Consider the following 15,725-nt stretch of genomic DNA (forward strand, 5'->3'; position numbering starts at 1 on the left):
TCTTAACAATTATTTAACCTTAAAACCGTAAATTAGCTTCATGAAGCTTAGCGTACTTGTTTTAATTACAGCCTTAGCTGTGGCACTTTCTATTGGATTAGTTAATTTCTATTTCCAGCATGATCTTTATTATTTGGCTGTTTCTTTCGGTATTTCGTTTGTAACCAGCTTTTTGGTTTTCTATTATCTTTTTGAGAAATATATCTACACCAAAATAAAACTTATATATAAACTGATTCACAATCTAAAACTAGGTAAAGATTTAAAGGAAGCTTTAGGAGAATACGTAAGTTCTGACCCTATAAATGATGTAGAAGCTGAAGTGAAAGAATGGGCTGGCGCAAAAAAGAAAGAAATAGATCTACTTAAAAAACAAGAGCAATTTAGAAGAGAGTTTCTTTCAAACGTATCTCACGAATTTAAAACCCCATTATTTGCCATACAAGGTTATGTAGAAACTTTACAAGACTGCTTGCTTGACGACCCCGAAATGGCAATGAAATTCTTAAAAAAAGCTGAAAAAAATATTGAAAGATTGAGTTACCTCATTAACGATTTAGATGCTATATCTAAACTAGAAACTGGAGAAATGCCCATCAATTTTGAAAAGTTCGACTTTGTTGTTTTGGCGAAGGAAGTGATGGATAGCCTTGATGATACAGCACAAATACATAAAATAAAGCTTTTCTTTAAAGATAAGTACACAGGACCAACCATGGTTTATGCAGATAGAGAGAAGATAAGACAGATATTAATTAACCTGTTGCAAAATTCTATTAAATATGGCAACGAGAATGGATCTACTGCGATTAAGATTTTTGAATTACATGACCAATTTTTAATCGAGGTTACAGATGATGGAATTGGGATTGAAGAAAAACACCTCACTAGATTATTTGAACGTTTTTATAGGATAGATTCACATCGTTCTAGAAAAGAAGGTGGTACAGGACTGGGCTTAGCTATTGTTAAACACATTTTGGAAGCACATGAACAAACTATTTCTGTTCGCAGCACACCAAACATTGGGACCACTTTTGGCTTTACCTTACAAAAAAGTAATTAACCATTAATTTAAAATAGTTGAAAGAGTTAACATTAACTTAACATACTAACTTTAGCTTTGCACCATATTTAATTTAGTATGAATAGTATATTTAGCTTCTTTACTCCAAAAGACAAAAAATTTCAACCACTTTTTGAACAAGCGGGATCAAATGTTGTAAAAATCTCTGAAGCATTATTAGTTGCAGTAACTACCAATGATTTAGAAAAAAGAAAAGAAGCCATCAAGGAAGTTGAGCGTTTGGAACATGTTGGAGATGACATTACCCACACAATTTTTATTGAACTTAGCAAAAACTTCATCACTCCTTTTGATAGAGAAGATATTCACTCTTTAGCAGCAGCTATTGATGATATTGCTGATTATATCCACGCATCTGCAGGAAATATTGAGTTATACAACGTAACTAACATAGGCGATGCCATGGTTAAACTGGCAGAGCTTTTAGTAGAAATGTGTGGCGATTTAGAAAAAGCGATTAAAGAATTAAGAAGCTTTAAAAACATAAGAGTTATTGCTGATGCTTGCGTTAGAATTAACAGTGCAGAAAATCAAGCTGATTACGTTTGTAATTTAGCAATCGCCCGTTTATTCGAATTTGAAACCAATGCAATAGAATTGATTAAACAAAAAGAGATTTTACAAACTTTAGAAATTGCAACAGACAAATGTGAAGATGCAGCTAACGTATTAGAATCTATTTTGGTTAAAAACGCTTAAATATGACTTTAACCCTTCTTTTTGTTATTATTGGTTTAGCGCTAGTTTTTGACTACATCAATGGTTTTCATGATGCTGCAAATGCCATTGCCACTATTGTAGCAACCAAAGTTTTATCTCCATTTCAAGCAGTTGTTTGGGCGGCATTTTTTAACTTTTTAGCTTATTGGGTATTTGGTTTTGGCGTAGCCGATACGGTTGCGAAAACCGCCAATACTATGGAAATTAACCTTACCGTAATTTTGGCTGGCGTTATTGCGGCTATTATTTGGAATTTATTTACTTGGTGGTTTGGCATTCCTTCTAGTTCTTCACATACCTTAATTGGTGGTTTTGCTGGTGCAGCAATTGCCCATGCTGGTTTAAGTGCTGTTAATTGGTACAAAGAAGGTAAAGCTGGAGAAATGCCTACTGGCGTTTTAGTGATTATTGGATTTATTGTAATCGCACCTTTTATTGGAGCAATTATATCCTATTTCATATCCATTTGGCTCTTACATTCATCCAAAAAGAGTATTTGGCCCAAGGTTTTTACGCTTACCTTAATGGCGTTAACAATATGGTATGTTTATAGCCAAATGTTATGGTACCCAGAGATTAAGAAACCTAGATTTGATTCTCACTTTTTTAGTGTTATGTGCGAACCACACAACATTAAGTGGTTGCTTGTAGCATTTATTGTGCTATCAATTAGTTTCTTCTGTTTAATTTTCAGCAGTTTAAATCAAACTCAATCTACAGCTTGGTTAAGGAAAATGCAGCTATTATCATCAGCCTCATTTAGCTTGGGTCATGGTGGTAATGATTCGCAAAAGGTAATGGGAATTATTGCCGCAGCTGTTGTGGTTTACATACATACAAGTGGCGTATCTATGGATGCATTACCAAGTTGGCTACATGTCTCATTACCATCAAAAGGGCCAAACGGCGAAGAAATTCCTTATCAAATGCCTACGTGGATACCATTAGCTTGTTATGGGGCAATTGCCGCTGGAACCTTAAGTGGTGGATGGAAAATTGTGAAAACAATGGGTTCTAAAATCACTAAAGTAACGCCATTTGAAGGTGTAACCGCTGAAACTGCTGGTGCATTAACTTTATATTTTACAGAACATTTAAAAATTCCTGTAAGTACAACTCATACCATTACAGGTTCAATTATTGGTTCTGGTTTAACAAAAGGTGTTTCTGCAGTAAAATGGGGTGTTACAGTAAAACTGATTTGGGCTTGGGTATTAACCATTCCTGTTTCAGCAGCATTAGCAGCTTTAATTTATTACTTACTAAGCGTATTCATTAAGTAGGAATTTGAGGAACTGCAAACTGCCGTCTGAAAACTGTTAACTGCAAACTGACCTATAGCATTTCTTTCATTTGTTTAGCAATTTCTTGAGCATCAGGATTATCGTTTTTAGATAGGTCCTCAACTATGTTTGTACGATTTTGATGGCTATGATTTTGACTTAACTTGAATACATTATGAATGGATTCTACTTTAATTTCAAAACCTGCAATTGCTTTTAGATTGTTTTCGATTAAGCATCATCCATTTTATGAAATGCTGCAGGGCTAGTTTTAGGGTCTTCGAAACTATCCGTTAAATGTTTAATGACCATTCTAGTTTCCTCCTCATTCATCAATTTTATTTTGCCCTTGCATTGTACGGAGCTGTAATTCCAAGTAGAGGCAACTGCTGGATTTTCATAAACCGAAGCACTCACATAACTGTGCGCTCCAGTAAAAAGCGCCATTACATTTTCATTTTTAGCATAAGCTAGATGATGGTCCGTTTTCTTCATGATATGCCCTACCAAACGAATGCCATTTTCATCTTGATAAACATGAACAGGTATTTGCGTTGCAACGGGAAATTCTCCGTCGTAGCCAATTAAAGTTATAAAAGAATGAGCTTTCATAAATGCCAAAACTTTATCGGCATCTTTTTCTTCAAATTGAGAATTTTTATACATAAATGAGGATTGTCAGTCTTAGCGAACCTGTCCCGACTTCTTCGGGAGTCGAAGACTATTTAATTATTAAAACAAATCCTTCGACTACCTGCCTACCGTAGGCAGGCGCTATGGATGATAGTTGCAAAAAAATAAATTAAAACTTAATGCTAAGCTCTACAGTATTAGTTGAGGTTGAAGGTAAAGTCCATTTAGGGCCATCTTGAATTAAACGAATAGCTTCATCATTTTCGGCTTTGGTTAAACCTTGAAGTATTTTAATGCTACTTGGCCGTCCATTTTTCTGGACCTTAAAAGTCAATTTCACTAATTTACCCGTAGCGGTGGTCCCGTTTTTAAGCAACTTATTATTTTCAGCTAAATACTTCGAAAAACTCGACCAACCTTCAAAAGGTATTGGGCTTGTATTTTTGTATGTTCCATAACCAACAACTACGTTCTCATTTTGAGCGTTTTTGTTAGCTTCAAGCTCTACCTTAAAAGATTGGTTACCGTTTACTTTTACTACTTGAGACGCAAAGCCAGGATAACCAATAGCTAATTGTTGATTCTGTGTAGTATCTGCTCTTAAATGGAACTCACCTTTATTATTCGTAATTGTACTCACATCACCACCCGCTAATATTACATCAGCACCTTGAATTGGCATTCCGTCGTATTTTGAAACAACTTTACCATTAATATTTGGGTTAAACTTTATACCCGCTGCCTTACTTACTAAAACTTCATTTAAAGCCTTAACTTCTTTCTTTTTAGCTAATGCTTCGTTTATCTTTATTTCCTCATTTACCACGGCAGATTGAGTAGCCACAGGAACTCTTGCTGCAGAAACAACTGGTTTAGCCGGTGCAGTAATAACTGTTGGTTCTGGCTCTTGCACCAATGGCTCTTTCTCATTTATTTTTGCAATGCTGTTAGCTTTCGAATTTGCGAGTGCTTTATCTATTTCTAGCTCTACTTTTGGTGATGGTGGTACAGGAGGAGTAGGTTTTACAGTTTTTGTTTCAGCAACTTGTGCAGCAATATCTACATCAACCTTTTTAGCTTGTTGAGCTTCAAATTGTCTGCGGTTATTTTCCTTCATCCAGAATAAAACACTAACCGATATGAAAAGAACAGCAGCCGCAGCAGCAATACTTAGTCTATGTGAAGTAAGTGTCCAACGTTTTTTCTCAATTGGTTTTTGAGCAACTCTTTCTTGTAGTTGTTTTTGTAATAACGATAAAGATTGCGAACGTTTTGGAGATTGGCTTAATCCAGCTAAAGCTTCGGCCACAAAAGGGTCTTCGAGTGAAATACGTTCCACCTTATGCATAGTTTTGGCATCAAGCTTACCATCAAGGTAATCTTCCAATACATCTATATCTAACCACTCGTTATAGCTCACTGTTTTTCTCGATACAAATTTTCAAATTCCTTTTCCCGTTTTGGATATAACTCTTTACTTTAAGCATATCGTATCCGGTAATATCCGCCACTTCCTTATAACATTTTTCCTGTAAGTAGAACAAATCTACACTTTTCCTTTGCTCTTCTGGCAGCGTTTCCATGCACTTTTCCATCACCGTTAACTGGGTTTCTTTTGTATCATCAATATCTAGATGCACAAAATCTCCATTTTCCACAAAATTATCTTCCATAGCTACTGTCGGATTTTTTGCAGACTTTCTTAAGGCCATTAAACAATGGTTTCTTGACAAAACGTGTAACCAACTTTTAAAGTTTTGAACCTGATGAACTTTCAATTTCACTACCAACTCTTCAAAAATTTGCATTACTGCATCCTTGCTTTGCTCTTCATCCTTAAAATAATTAAAGCAAACCCCAAAAACCAAGTGCATATACTTATTATAAAGCGTACCCAACACTTCTAAATCACCACTTTGCTGATAAGTGGCTATGAGCGATAAATCGTCCTGCTCATTAATCTTAGATGTGGTCTTTATAAACTTCAAATTGGGTTATCGGCTAAATGTTGTTCAAGTATAAAAAATATTTTCCGATAAGGATATGGAAATCTCATAAACCTTACATCAATAGTTAAAACCCAAACTCATGAAAAAAATATTGACCATCATTTTAGCGTTCTTCTTATTTGTAGGATTTAAAGCCGCAAACCAAAGAATAATTTCAGGTTTAGTAACAGACAAAGCAGATGGACTGCAAATGACTGGTGCAGATGTTAAAAGTTTGCCAAGTAATAAAGCTACCGTAGTGGATGTGACTGGTAAATTCTCCTTAAAAATTCCGATTACAGATACTGCTATTGTTATCTCTTATTTAGGTTATCAAGCGCAAACTATAAAGCTAACTAAAAACAACTCTTATAAAATCGAGATGGTTACCGATAGAAAAACACTTGACCAAGTTGTTGTAACGGCAGCTGGTGTACAAGTTAAAAGAAGAGAACTAAGCAGCCACTCTACTAGCATAGTAGCAAAGGAAATAACTCAAGCTAAATCTTTTTATGCACCTTCCGCATTAACCGGTAAGGTTGCAGGGCTATCTGCTAAATCAAATTCTTCAATAAAAATAAGAGGTAATAGTTCTACTCAAATCATTAACAACACAGAAAGTTATAGCGCCATTAGTGAAATCGGTTTTCGCAAAGCAAATAAAGCCCCCCTTTCTACATTTTCTATAGATGTAGATGCTGCGGCTTACAGCAATGTTCGCCGTTTTATTAATAATGGAGGTTTGCCTCCAAAAGATGCAGTTCGTATTGAAGAAATGGTAAATTATTTTGATTACGATTATGCACAACCTACAGCAAAAGACCCTGTAAATATTGTTACTGAAATTGCTCCAGCACCTTGGAACCCTAAGCATAGGCTATTGCACATTGGTTTACAAGCAAAAACTGTTTCAACTGAAAAACTACCAGCATCCAATCTTGTATTTTTAATTGATGTTTCTGGCTCAATGAGCGATGCAAACAAACTTCCCTTATTAGTTTCGTCTCTTAAATTACTAACCGACCAACTAAGGGAGAAAGATAAGGTTGCTATTGTAGTTTATGCCGGAAGTTCTGGTTTGGCTTTACCCTCAACTGCTGGCGACAATAAAATTGCCATAAAAGAAGCATTAAACAGATTAAATGCAGGTGGTTCTACGGCTGGCGGAGCTGGTTTGACTTTGGCATATAAAATAGCAACAGAAAACTTTATAAAAGGTGGCAACAACAGAATAATTCTAGCAACCGATGGTGATTTTAACGTTGGTCAAAGCAGTGATTTAGATATGCAAAAATTAATTGAAGAAAAACGTAAAACAGGGGTGTTTTTAACCGTTTTGGGATACGGAATGGGAAATTACAAAGACAGCAAAATGGAGACGCTAGCTGATAAAGGAAATGGAAATTATGCCTATATTGATAACATTACCGAAGCCAAAAAAGTACTGGTTAATGAATTTGGAGGCACTCTTTTTACAGTTGCAAAAGATGTAAAGTTTCAATTAGAATTTAATCCTACTAAAGTTCAGGCTTATCGTTTGATCGGTTATGAAAATAGAATGTTAAACAGCGAAGATTTTAATGATGACAAAAAAGATGCTGGCGAAATTGGCTCTGGACATACGGTTACTGCACTTTATGAAATTATTCCTGTAGGTATACAAAGTGAATTTATTGGGTCGGTTGATCCTTTGAAATATCAAAAAACCAAGAAAAATGCAGTAGAAAATGCAAGTGACGAGATGTTAACCATCAAATTACGATATAAAGAACCTGATGAAAGTACAAGTAAGCTAATCCAAGAAACCGTTATTGATAATACAACAAAAGATAAGTCATCCGTGAGTAGCAACTTCAACTTTTCTGCAGCGGTGGCTGAATTCGGAATGCTTTTGCGCCAATCTGATTATAAGCAACAAAGTAATTTTGAACAGGTTATACAGTTAGCTGAAGGTTCTTTAGGTAAAGATAAAGATGGCTATCGTTCAGAATTTTTAAGATTGGCAAAATCAACACAATTAATGGCAAAGGATTTGCTTACTATTGCAAATAGTAACGGTATTGAAGAAAATAAACGATAAAGTTTAATTTCTTTCCGTTTAAAAATGTAAAATGGAAATGATGAAAAAAATCAGTTTATACCTTATCGCATTAGTTATCCTTGGCTTAAGTAGCTGCGATGTTCAAAGTCAGAATGCAATTGGCGGCATATTAAAGCAAATTCCTACTGGCGGCACACCAACAACTTTAGAGATAAGCTCAGGCTTAAAACAAGCTTTAGAGTTTGGGACTACAGCAGGCGCTGATAGACTTTCTGCAAAAGATGGCTTTTTTGGAAATTTGGCCGTTAAGATATTATTTCCAACAGAGGCACAAAAAGTAGAGAAAACCCTACGAAGTGTAGGTTTAAATTCTCTTGCTGACAATGTAATTTTAAGTATTAATCGTGCCGCAGAAGATGCTGCTAAAGAAGCAAAGCCGATTTTTGTTTCTGCCATTAAACAAATGACCATTGCCGATGCGACAAATATTTTATTAGGCAATAAAAATTCTGCTACAGAATATTTTAAACGTGTAACTACAGCACAGCTGATGGAAAAATTTAGACCGGTAATTACAACCAGTTTAAGCAAAGTTGGTGCAACCAGATATTGGGGAGATGCAGCAACGGCCTACAATAAAATACCTTTAGTTAAACCTGTAAATACTGATTTAGCTTCTTATGTGGCTCAAAAAGCCATTGACGGAATGTTTATTCAAGTAGCACAAGAAGAACTTAAAATTAGAGATAACATTAGTGCTCGTACTACTGGATTATTACAAAAGGTATTCGGTTATGCTGACACTAAGAAATAACTAACATAAATGTGGATTTGTGGATAAAATTTTATCTAATTAAAACTAAAGAATTGCTAGCTTGTTCTATCAAAAATAAGGAACCACAATTTGATAAAAAAGTCCTGTGAACGGGCGATCCGTGAAGGGCAGGCACACCATAAATTAACCTAGTTAAAAGATAAAGCTTCGATATTATTCGGGGCTTTATTGTTTTAAGAACCTCACCCTATTAAAGCTACTATGAAAACGCAGTTCCTATGTTTCCCTCTCCTGAAGAAGCGGGATTGAACAGACAGAGGTATTAACCATGCTTTGACAGAATGAGGCTTTCTAACGATCGAAGGTAAAAATTTCCAAAAACCTCTCGCTCTCAATAATAAACCCGATTTAACGGAAATACTTTTTTGTTATGCTGAGCACTTCGACTCCGCTCAGTGTGACAGCACAAAAAAGATTGAAGTGAGAGCGGGGTTGAACTTGCCAAAAGAACCGAACCCTGATTTTCAAAAAAAATTACTTCAAAACAACAGCTTAAACCCCTAATTTGCAATTAGCCGTAATTTAAGGTAATTTACACAGCATTTTACAACACAATAAATTGGATTTTAAAGATTTTAATTTTAACCCCGAACTTTTAGAGGGTTTACTGGCAATGGGTTTCAAGAACGCAACGCCTATACAACAACAAGCCATTCCGCTAATTTTAGCTAAAAAAGACTTAATTGCTTGTGCACAAACTGGAACTGGGAAAACTGGTGCCTTTTTACTGCCCATTATGAACATGCTTACCGAAAATCACGATAGGCACAATACAACCTTAATTTTAACACCTACGAGAGAATTAGCTCAACAAATAGATTTACAGGTTGAAGCACTTTCTTATTTCACCAATATCAGTTCATTAACGGTTTTTGGTGGTGGCGATGGCATTGCTTATGAACAACAAAAACGTTCGATGCGTGAAGGTGTAGACATTATAATTGCCACACCTGGAAGGTTAATTGCACACCTTTCTAGCGGCTTGCTTAAAATGGACAAGTTGCAATACTTAGTGCTTGATGAAGCTGATAGAATGTTGGACATGGGTTTTTACGAAGACATCATGAAGATTGTTGGCTACCTGCCTAAGGAACGTCAGACGGTAATGTTTTCGGCAACTATGCCTCCAAAAATTAGATCGTTGGCAGCAACGCTGTTAAAAGAGCCTGAAAATATTAGTCTTGCCATTTCTAAACCTGCAGAAGGGATTAATCAGCAAATTTACTTGGTGCACGACGACCAAAAAGTACCTTTGTTAACCTCCATTCTTAAACCAGCTACCTATAAACGCATTATTGTTTTCGCTGGTCGAAAAGAGAAAGTAAAAGAACTTGGTAAGGTTTTTAAAAAGCTTGGTCAAAAAGTTGCCGCTTTTCATAGCGATTTAGAGCAAAAAGACCGCGAAGCGATCATGCTAGATTTTAAAAATAGCAAGCTTGATGTTTTAATTGGAACCGATGTTTTAAGTAGAGGAATTGATGTGACTGGAATTGATTTGGTTATTAATTTTGATGCTCCTCAAGACCCTGAAGATTACATTCACAGAATTGGAAGAACGGCAAGAGCTGCAACAACAGGAACTGCAATTACGTTTGTAAACAATAAGGATAAACGAAAATTGGCCAATATCGAGAAGTTAATTGAGCGTCAGATTGAGCGTATACAATTGCCGGAACATTTAGGCGAAGCACCAAAAGATGAACCTGCTGGTGCAGAGCAAAAACCTTACGTTAAGAAAAAGAAGTTTTTTAAGAAGAAGCCAAAACCTAGTGTTGGGTAATTAGTATTGCATATCTAGATTGTAAGCAAACCTTAAAACAACATTAAGGAATTAAGAAAAATAAGCTTAACTCCTTAATGTTAAAACTCTTTCCTTTTTCTCAGTGCCCCCTGCCTGTCCGGCAGGCAGGTTTGCTTCTTTGCGGTTAATCCTTAAATCACTATCTTTAGTTATGCAAAATCTACCGCCATTAGCAGAACGGATGCGCCCTCAAAATCTGGACGAATATGTTGGTCAAAAGCATTTGGTTGGCCCTGATGCAGTTTTACGCAAGGCGATAGAAAGCGGACAATTACCCTCAATGATTTTCTGGGGACCGCCAGGAGTTGGCAAAACTACTTTAGCCTCGATTATTTCTCAAAATTTAGATAGGCCATTTTTTAACCTTAGTGCCATTAACTCTGGTGTTAAGGATATTCGCGAAGTAATTGATAAAGCGGCAGCCTTAAAAGACAGTTTTTTAGGTTTACCCATTTTGTTTATCGATGAAATTCATCGGTTCAGTAAATCGCAACAAGATAGTTTATTGGGCGCCGTAGAACGGGGCTTAGTGACTTTGATTGGCGCTACAACTGAAAATCCTAGTTTCGAGGTTATTTCCGCTTTGCTATCTAGATGCCAAGTTTATATTTTACAAGCTTTAACAGAAGATGAATTGGCTAGTTTATTACAAACAGCCGTTGAAAAAGACATTGTTTTAAAGGAAAAGAAAATAAAAATTAAAGAACACGAAGCTTTGATTCGCTTATCTGGTGGCGATGCCCGTAAACTATTAAACGTATTAGAAATTGCGGTAAATGGTATTGGCGGCAATAAAATTGAGCTGACAAACGAGAATGTCCTCGCCCATGCACAACAAAATCTAGCCTTATACGACAAAGCTGGCGAACAGCATTACGATATCATTTCAGCTTTTATTAAATCTATTCGTGGTAGTGACCCAAATGCTGCTGTCTATTGGTTGGCAAGAATGATTGAAGGTGGTGAAGACCCTTTGTTTATAGCTCGAAGATTATTAATCCTAGCTTCAGAAGATATAGGCAATGCCAATCCAAATGCATTACTTTTAGCCAATAATTGTTTTACCGCGGTAAATGTAATTGGTTTTCCGGAGTCACGAATAATTTTATCGCAATGCGTAACTTACTTGGCATCAAGCGCTAAGAGTAACGCAAGTTATGAGGCGATAAATAAAGCGCAGGCATTGGTGAAACAAACTGGTAATTTGCCAGTCCCATTACATATTCGCAATGCGCCAACAAAGTTGATGAAGAACATTGGTTACGGAAAAGATTACCAATATGCTCACGGTTATGAAGGTAATTTCTCTGAACAGGAATATTTTCCAGAGCAGTTAAGCGGAACAAAATTATACGACCCGGGCAAAAATCCGGCAGAAGAAAAATTGAGAGAGAAATTGAAACAGAATTGGAAAAACAAATACAACTATTAGCAAATTTTATTAAATTTGATAGGTAGGATAAATTAAATACAATGTTTACGAAAACAATAATTCCGAAAAAAAAGTCAATTACAATTAATTTACCAGAGAGTTTTATTGGTGAAAATGTTAGGCTTATCGCTATTATTGAAAAAAACGAAATCGAAAACAAAACTAGCAATGCTAAAAGTATTCAACAGATTTATTCTAAATATCCTAAGATAGATTTGTCGGATTTCAAATTTAATCGAAGTGATGCCAATGACTTTGAATAATATTTTCATAGACTCAAACATCGTCCTTTACCTCTTTGATACAAATGAGCCAAAACGCCTAATTGTGCAAGAACTACTCTCGGCAAAGCCTACCTTAAATGCTCAAGTTTTAGTAGAAGTAGGAAATGTATGCAAAAGAAAATTTGGCTTTTCTAAACAACAAATAACCTTACTTTGGTCTGATTTGATAAATGATTGCAGCTGCGCAGAAATTAATGAGCATACAATAAAAGATGCAATTAGATTAATCAAAAAATACGATTTTCAGCTTTTCGATGCCATCATCATAGCTGGAGCTTTATATGCTAATGCTAAAATTTTATATTCCGAAGATATGCACCACGGAATTGTTATCGATGAGACCTTAACCATTATTAATCCTTTTAAATAAATATATGCTATCACTTTTTTTAAGCCATCAATGGAAAGATTTTTGGCGTAGCCGAAACAAAGCCGGCAGTATTGCTGCTCAAATTCTACTTGGTTTTTTTATGCTTTATTTCTTGGCTGTAGCTATTGGGCTTGGTTTTGGAATGACTTATCTCATCGAAGAATTCTTTCCTGGTAAAGATGTAATATTGGTTTTTAATGGATTCATTCTGTATTACTTCCTGTTTGATTTGGGCATGAGAACGCAAATGCAAGAACTGCCCACTCTTAGTGTAATTCCGTATTTGCATTTAAATATCAGTAAAAAGACGATCGTAAATTTCTTGAACATTAAATCGCTGTTCTCATTCTTTAATCTATTGCCATTGTTTATTTTTATTCCCTTTAGCATCATTAAAATAGGAACAACCTATGGCGCAATAACAGGAATAATGTATATCGTATCTATTCTTTCACTTACGGTTTTTAATAATTATTTGGTACTGTACTTAAAGAGAAAATCAATAAATAATATTGCTTATTTCGGTTTAATTATCGGTTTTGTAGCTGTATTTGCTGGCCTAGATTATTACAACATAGTTTCTATCAGAGCGGCATCAAACTTTATTTTTATGGTCGTTGTAAAATACCCATTCTTAGGACTGGCATTTACGTTGGCGGCAGGAGCAATATTCTATGTCAATTCTACTTATCTACGCACTAATTTATATACAGAAGAATTAAGTACAAAAGATGATAAAAAGGTAAGTACAGATTATGCTTTCCTTAACCAATTTGGTAAAGTTGGCGAATTAGCGGCATTAGAATTGAAATTGATTTTACGACACAAACGTTCTCGGGGTTCCATATTTATGGGATTTGCCTTTCTCGCTTATGGCTTTATCTTTTACAAAGCACCGATGATTGCGAACAATGAGTTTGGTAAGATGCTTTTCGCTGCACTATTTATGACAGGCATTACCATCATTTCTTACGGACAGTTTATGTTTGCTTGGCAAAGTACCCATTTTGATGGCCTGTTGGTTAACAAGATTGATTTTAAGAATTTTATCAAAGCTAAATTTCTATTGTTTACCATTAGTTGTACCATCATTACCGTGTTGGCAAGCTTTTATGGCTTTATGAGTTATAAACTTTTATTGATGCACTTAGCAGCCTATCTATATAACATCGGCTTTGCCACAGTAATTGTGCTCTATTTTGCTACAATGAACTATAAAAGACTAGACATTACCAAGAGTGCGAGTTTTAATTGGCAAGGAGTTGGCGCCACGCAGTGGATTTTAGGCTTACCATTTATTTTAATTCCAGTATTTATCTATTTACCTTTCGGGATATTAAACAAGCCTTATTGGGGTTTAGCAGCCATTGCAATTTTTGGATTAATTACCTTATTGATGCGTAATTTCTGGATAAACTTATTAGTGAAAAGATTTGAAAAACAACGTTATAAAATAGCTGAAGGCTTTAGAGAGTAAAATATGTTAGAGATTAGACAATTACAAAAATCATACGGTGGTCGCACTGTAGTTGACATTAGAAGCCTGAACATTCGTGCAGGCGAAACAGTTGGTTTAGTAGGCAATAATGGCGCTGGAAAAACGACTATGTTTAGAATGTTGCTTGATTTAATTAGACCCGATAGCGGTGAAGTTTTATCAAAAGACCAAAATGTAGCAAATAATGACCATTGGAAAGATTATACGGCTTCTTATTTAGATGAAGGCTTTTTGATAGATTATTTAACACCAGAAGAGTATTTCATTTTTATTGGCGGTTTACATAATTTAAGCGTAGCTGATGTTTCTGATTATTTAAAACAATACGATGAGTTTTTTAACGGCGAGATTTTAAATCGCGGTAAATACATTAGAGATTTTTCTAAAGGAAACCAGAACAAAGTTGGTATTGCTGCTGCATTAATGCAAAAACCTGAGCTTTTGGTGTTGGATGAGCCGTTTGCAAATTTAGACCCAACAACACAAATTAGATTGAAAACTTTGATTAAGTCATTAAAGGCTACACATCGTTTAACTACTTTAATATCTAGTCACGATTTAAATCATGTAACTGATGTTTGCGATAGAATTATCCTTTTAGAAAAAGGGTTAATCATTAAAGATATCCATACGGATGAAAACACGTTGAAGGAATTAGAAGCTTATTTTGCGGAGTAACCTCTTTCCAGAAAAGAAGGAGATATAGATATTGTATAGAATTATGGTCAATCGGATACCCAATTTGAGGTGTTAGATTGGCCATTTTTTTTGATTTATTGAAACGTCATTAATATTAATCAGCTATTTAAAACATTGTAAAACAGTAAAAAACAAGCTTTTCTAGAGCAATTAACTATTTCGCCTCCTTCTTGGCACTAGGTTTGAATAACGCTTATTACTAAATTAAATTGTAATAAAATGATGACTTCAAAATTCAAAATAGCAACATTAGGTATTGCCCTTTCAGTAGGAGCAATGACGTTTCAAGGTTGTGATAGCTTAACAAACACTCAAAAAGGTGCTGGTATTGGTGCTGCTGCTGGTGGTGTAATTGGTGGTATAATTGGTAAAAAAGCAGGTAATACTGCAGTAGGTGCAATTATTGGTGCTGCTGTTGGTGGTACTGCTGGTGGTTTCATTGGCAAAAGAATGGATAAACAAGCTGCTGAGATTCAAAATGCAATTCCAAATGCAGAGGTAATCCGTGAAGGCGAAGGTATCATCGTTAAATTTGACAGTGGTATTTTATTCGACTTCGATAAGTTTGCCTTAAAAGATGCTGCTAAAACTAACATTCAATCTTTAGCTACTTCATTAAATCAATATCCAGGTACTGATATTAAAGTTATCGGACATACTGATAGCCGTGGTACAGAAGAATATAACATGACACTTTCTCAAAAAAGAGCTGCTGCTGTTAAAGCTTATGCAGTTTCTCAAGGAGTTCCATCTTCACGTTTAATTACTGTTGGTAAAGGTTTTGCAGAGCCAATTGGCGATAATGCTACTGATGCTGGTAGAGCAGCAAATCGTAGAGTTGAGATTGTAATCGTTGCAAACGACCAATTGAAAAAAGAAGCTGCCGCTCAAGGCAAATAATAAAATTTATATTTACCTATATAAACTTAAAAGCCCTGTCGCATTAATTTGCTTCAGGGTTTTTTAATTTTAAATGTAGCGTTAATGATGGAAGCGACATCCTTTTTAGCTGTCATCCTGAGCGTAGTCGAAGGACAGCCAAAAAGATACAGCG

15 protein-coding genes are annotated in these 15,725 nt (G+C 35.4%); 12 read left to right on the forward strand and 3 right to left on the reverse strand.

What is annotated here, in order from left to right; all coding sequences use genetic code 11:
- The first annotated feature begins 40 nt into the window (after window positions 1-40).
- The 3 genes from R2Q59_RS12845 (at window position 41) to R2Q59_RS12855 (ending at window position 3,090) form a co-directional block, all read left to right on the forward strand.
- Complete coding sequence (locus R2Q59_RS12845; protein ID WP_316769561.1) at window positions 41-1,066, forward strand: sensor histidine kinase; 1,026 nt, start codon at window positions 41-43, stop codon at window positions 1,064-1,066.
- A 78-nt stretch (window positions 1,067-1,144) separates the two neighbouring features.
- Window positions 1,145-1,786 (forward strand): DUF47 domain-containing protein, encoded by a 642-nt coding sequence (locus R2Q59_RS12850; protein ID WP_316769563.1) that lies wholly within the window; start codon window positions 1,145-1,147, stop codon window positions 1,784-1,786.
- 2 nt (window positions 1,787-1,788) lie between these two features.
- The gene (locus tag R2Q59_RS12855) at window positions 1,789-3,090 is read left to right on the forward strand and encodes an inorganic phosphate transporter (protein ID WP_316769565.1); all 1,302 of its coding nucleotides are present in this window, start codon (window positions 1,789-1,791) and stop codon (window positions 3,088-3,090) included.
- A gap of 231 nt (window positions 3,091-3,321) precedes the next feature.
- On the opposite strand, the gene R2Q59_RS12860 is transcribed toward R2Q59_RS12855, so the two are convergent.
- From R2Q59_RS12860 to R2Q59_RS12870, 3 genes are all read right to left on the reverse strand, one after another.
- Entirely contained in the window at window positions 3,322-3,756 is a 435-nt protein-coding gene (locus R2Q59_RS12860) for an FMN-binding negative transcriptional regulator (protein WP_316785776.1), read from the reverse strand.
- 136 nt (window positions 3,757-3,892) lie between these two features.
- Entirely contained in the window at window positions 3,893-5,143 is a 1,251-nt protein-coding gene (locus R2Q59_RS12865; RefSeq protein WP_316785777.1) for a carboxypeptidase-like regulatory domain-containing protein, read from the reverse strand.
- Complete coding sequence (locus R2Q59_RS12870; protein ID WP_316769571.1) at window positions 5,133-5,711, reverse strand: sigma-70 family RNA polymerase sigma factor; 579 nt, start codon at window positions 5,709-5,711, stop codon at window positions 5,133-5,135. The genes R2Q59_RS12865 and R2Q59_RS12870 overlap by 11 nt, the downstream gene beginning before the upstream one ends.
- Window positions 5,712-5,811: 100 nt before the next feature.
- Here R2Q59_RS12870 and R2Q59_RS12875 point away from each other — a divergent pair, with 100 nt between their 5' ends.
- The 9 genes from R2Q59_RS12875 (at window position 5,812) to R2Q59_RS12915 (ending at window position 15,571) form a co-directional block, all read left to right on the forward strand.
- The gene (locus R2Q59_RS12875) at window positions 5,812-7,791 is read left to right on the forward strand and encodes a vWA domain-containing protein (RefSeq protein WP_316785778.1); all 1,980 of its coding nucleotides are present in this window, start codon (window positions 5,812-5,814) and stop codon (window positions 7,789-7,791) included.
- 40 nt (window positions 7,792-7,831) lie between these two features.
- A complete protein-coding gene (locus R2Q59_RS12880; protein WP_316787303.1) occupies window positions 7,832-8,566 on the forward strand; it encodes a DUF4197 domain-containing protein in 735 nt (244 codons plus the stop codon).
- Window positions 8,567-9,146: 580 nt separating this feature from the next.
- Window positions 9,147-10,367: a DEAD/DEAH box helicase gene (locus R2Q59_RS12885; protein WP_316785779.1), complete on the forward strand. Its 1,221-nt coding sequence runs from the start codon at window positions 9,147-9,149 to the stop codon at window positions 10,365-10,367.
- A gap of 172 nt (window positions 10,368-10,539) precedes the next feature.
- A complete protein-coding gene (locus R2Q59_RS12890) occupies window positions 10,540-11,820 on the forward strand; it encodes a replication-associated recombination protein A (protein ID WP_316769584.1) in 1,281 nt (426 codons plus the stop codon).
- Window positions 11,821-11,861: 41 nt separating this feature from the next.
- Entirely contained in the window at window positions 11,862-12,083 is a 222-nt protein-coding gene (locus tag R2Q59_RS12895) for a hypothetical protein (protein WP_316769586.1), read from the forward strand.
- Window positions 12,070-12,474, forward strand: coding sequence for a PIN domain-containing protein (locus R2Q59_RS12900; RefSeq protein ID WP_316769588.1), 405 nt, complete (start codon window positions 12,070-12,072; stop codon window positions 12,472-12,474). The genes R2Q59_RS12895 and R2Q59_RS12900 overlap by 14 nt, the downstream gene beginning before the upstream one ends.
- 4 nt (window positions 12,475-12,478) lie before the next feature.
- Window positions 12,479-13,951 (forward strand): DUF5687 family protein, encoded by a 1,473-nt coding sequence (locus R2Q59_RS12905; protein WP_316769590.1) that lies wholly within the window; start codon window positions 12,479-12,481, stop codon window positions 13,949-13,951.
- Window positions 13,952-13,954: 3 nt separating this feature from the next.
- On the forward strand, window positions 13,955-14,650 hold the full coding sequence (locus R2Q59_RS12910) for an ABC transporter ATP-binding protein (RefSeq protein WP_316769593.1): 696 nt from the start codon (window positions 13,955-13,957) through the stop codon (window positions 14,648-14,650).
- 240 nt (window positions 14,651-14,890) lie between these two features.
- Window positions 14,891-15,571: an OmpA family protein gene (locus R2Q59_RS12915; RefSeq protein ID WP_316769594.1), complete on the forward strand. Its 681-nt coding sequence runs from the start codon at window positions 14,891-14,893 to the stop codon at window positions 15,569-15,571.
- Window positions 15,572-15,725: the final 154 nt, after the last annotated feature.

This window comes from Pedobacter frigiditerrae, from assembly GCF_032678705.1.
Lineage (GTDB): Bacteria > Bacteroidota > Bacteroidia > Sphingobacteriales > Sphingobacteriaceae > Pedobacter > Pedobacter frigiditerrae_A.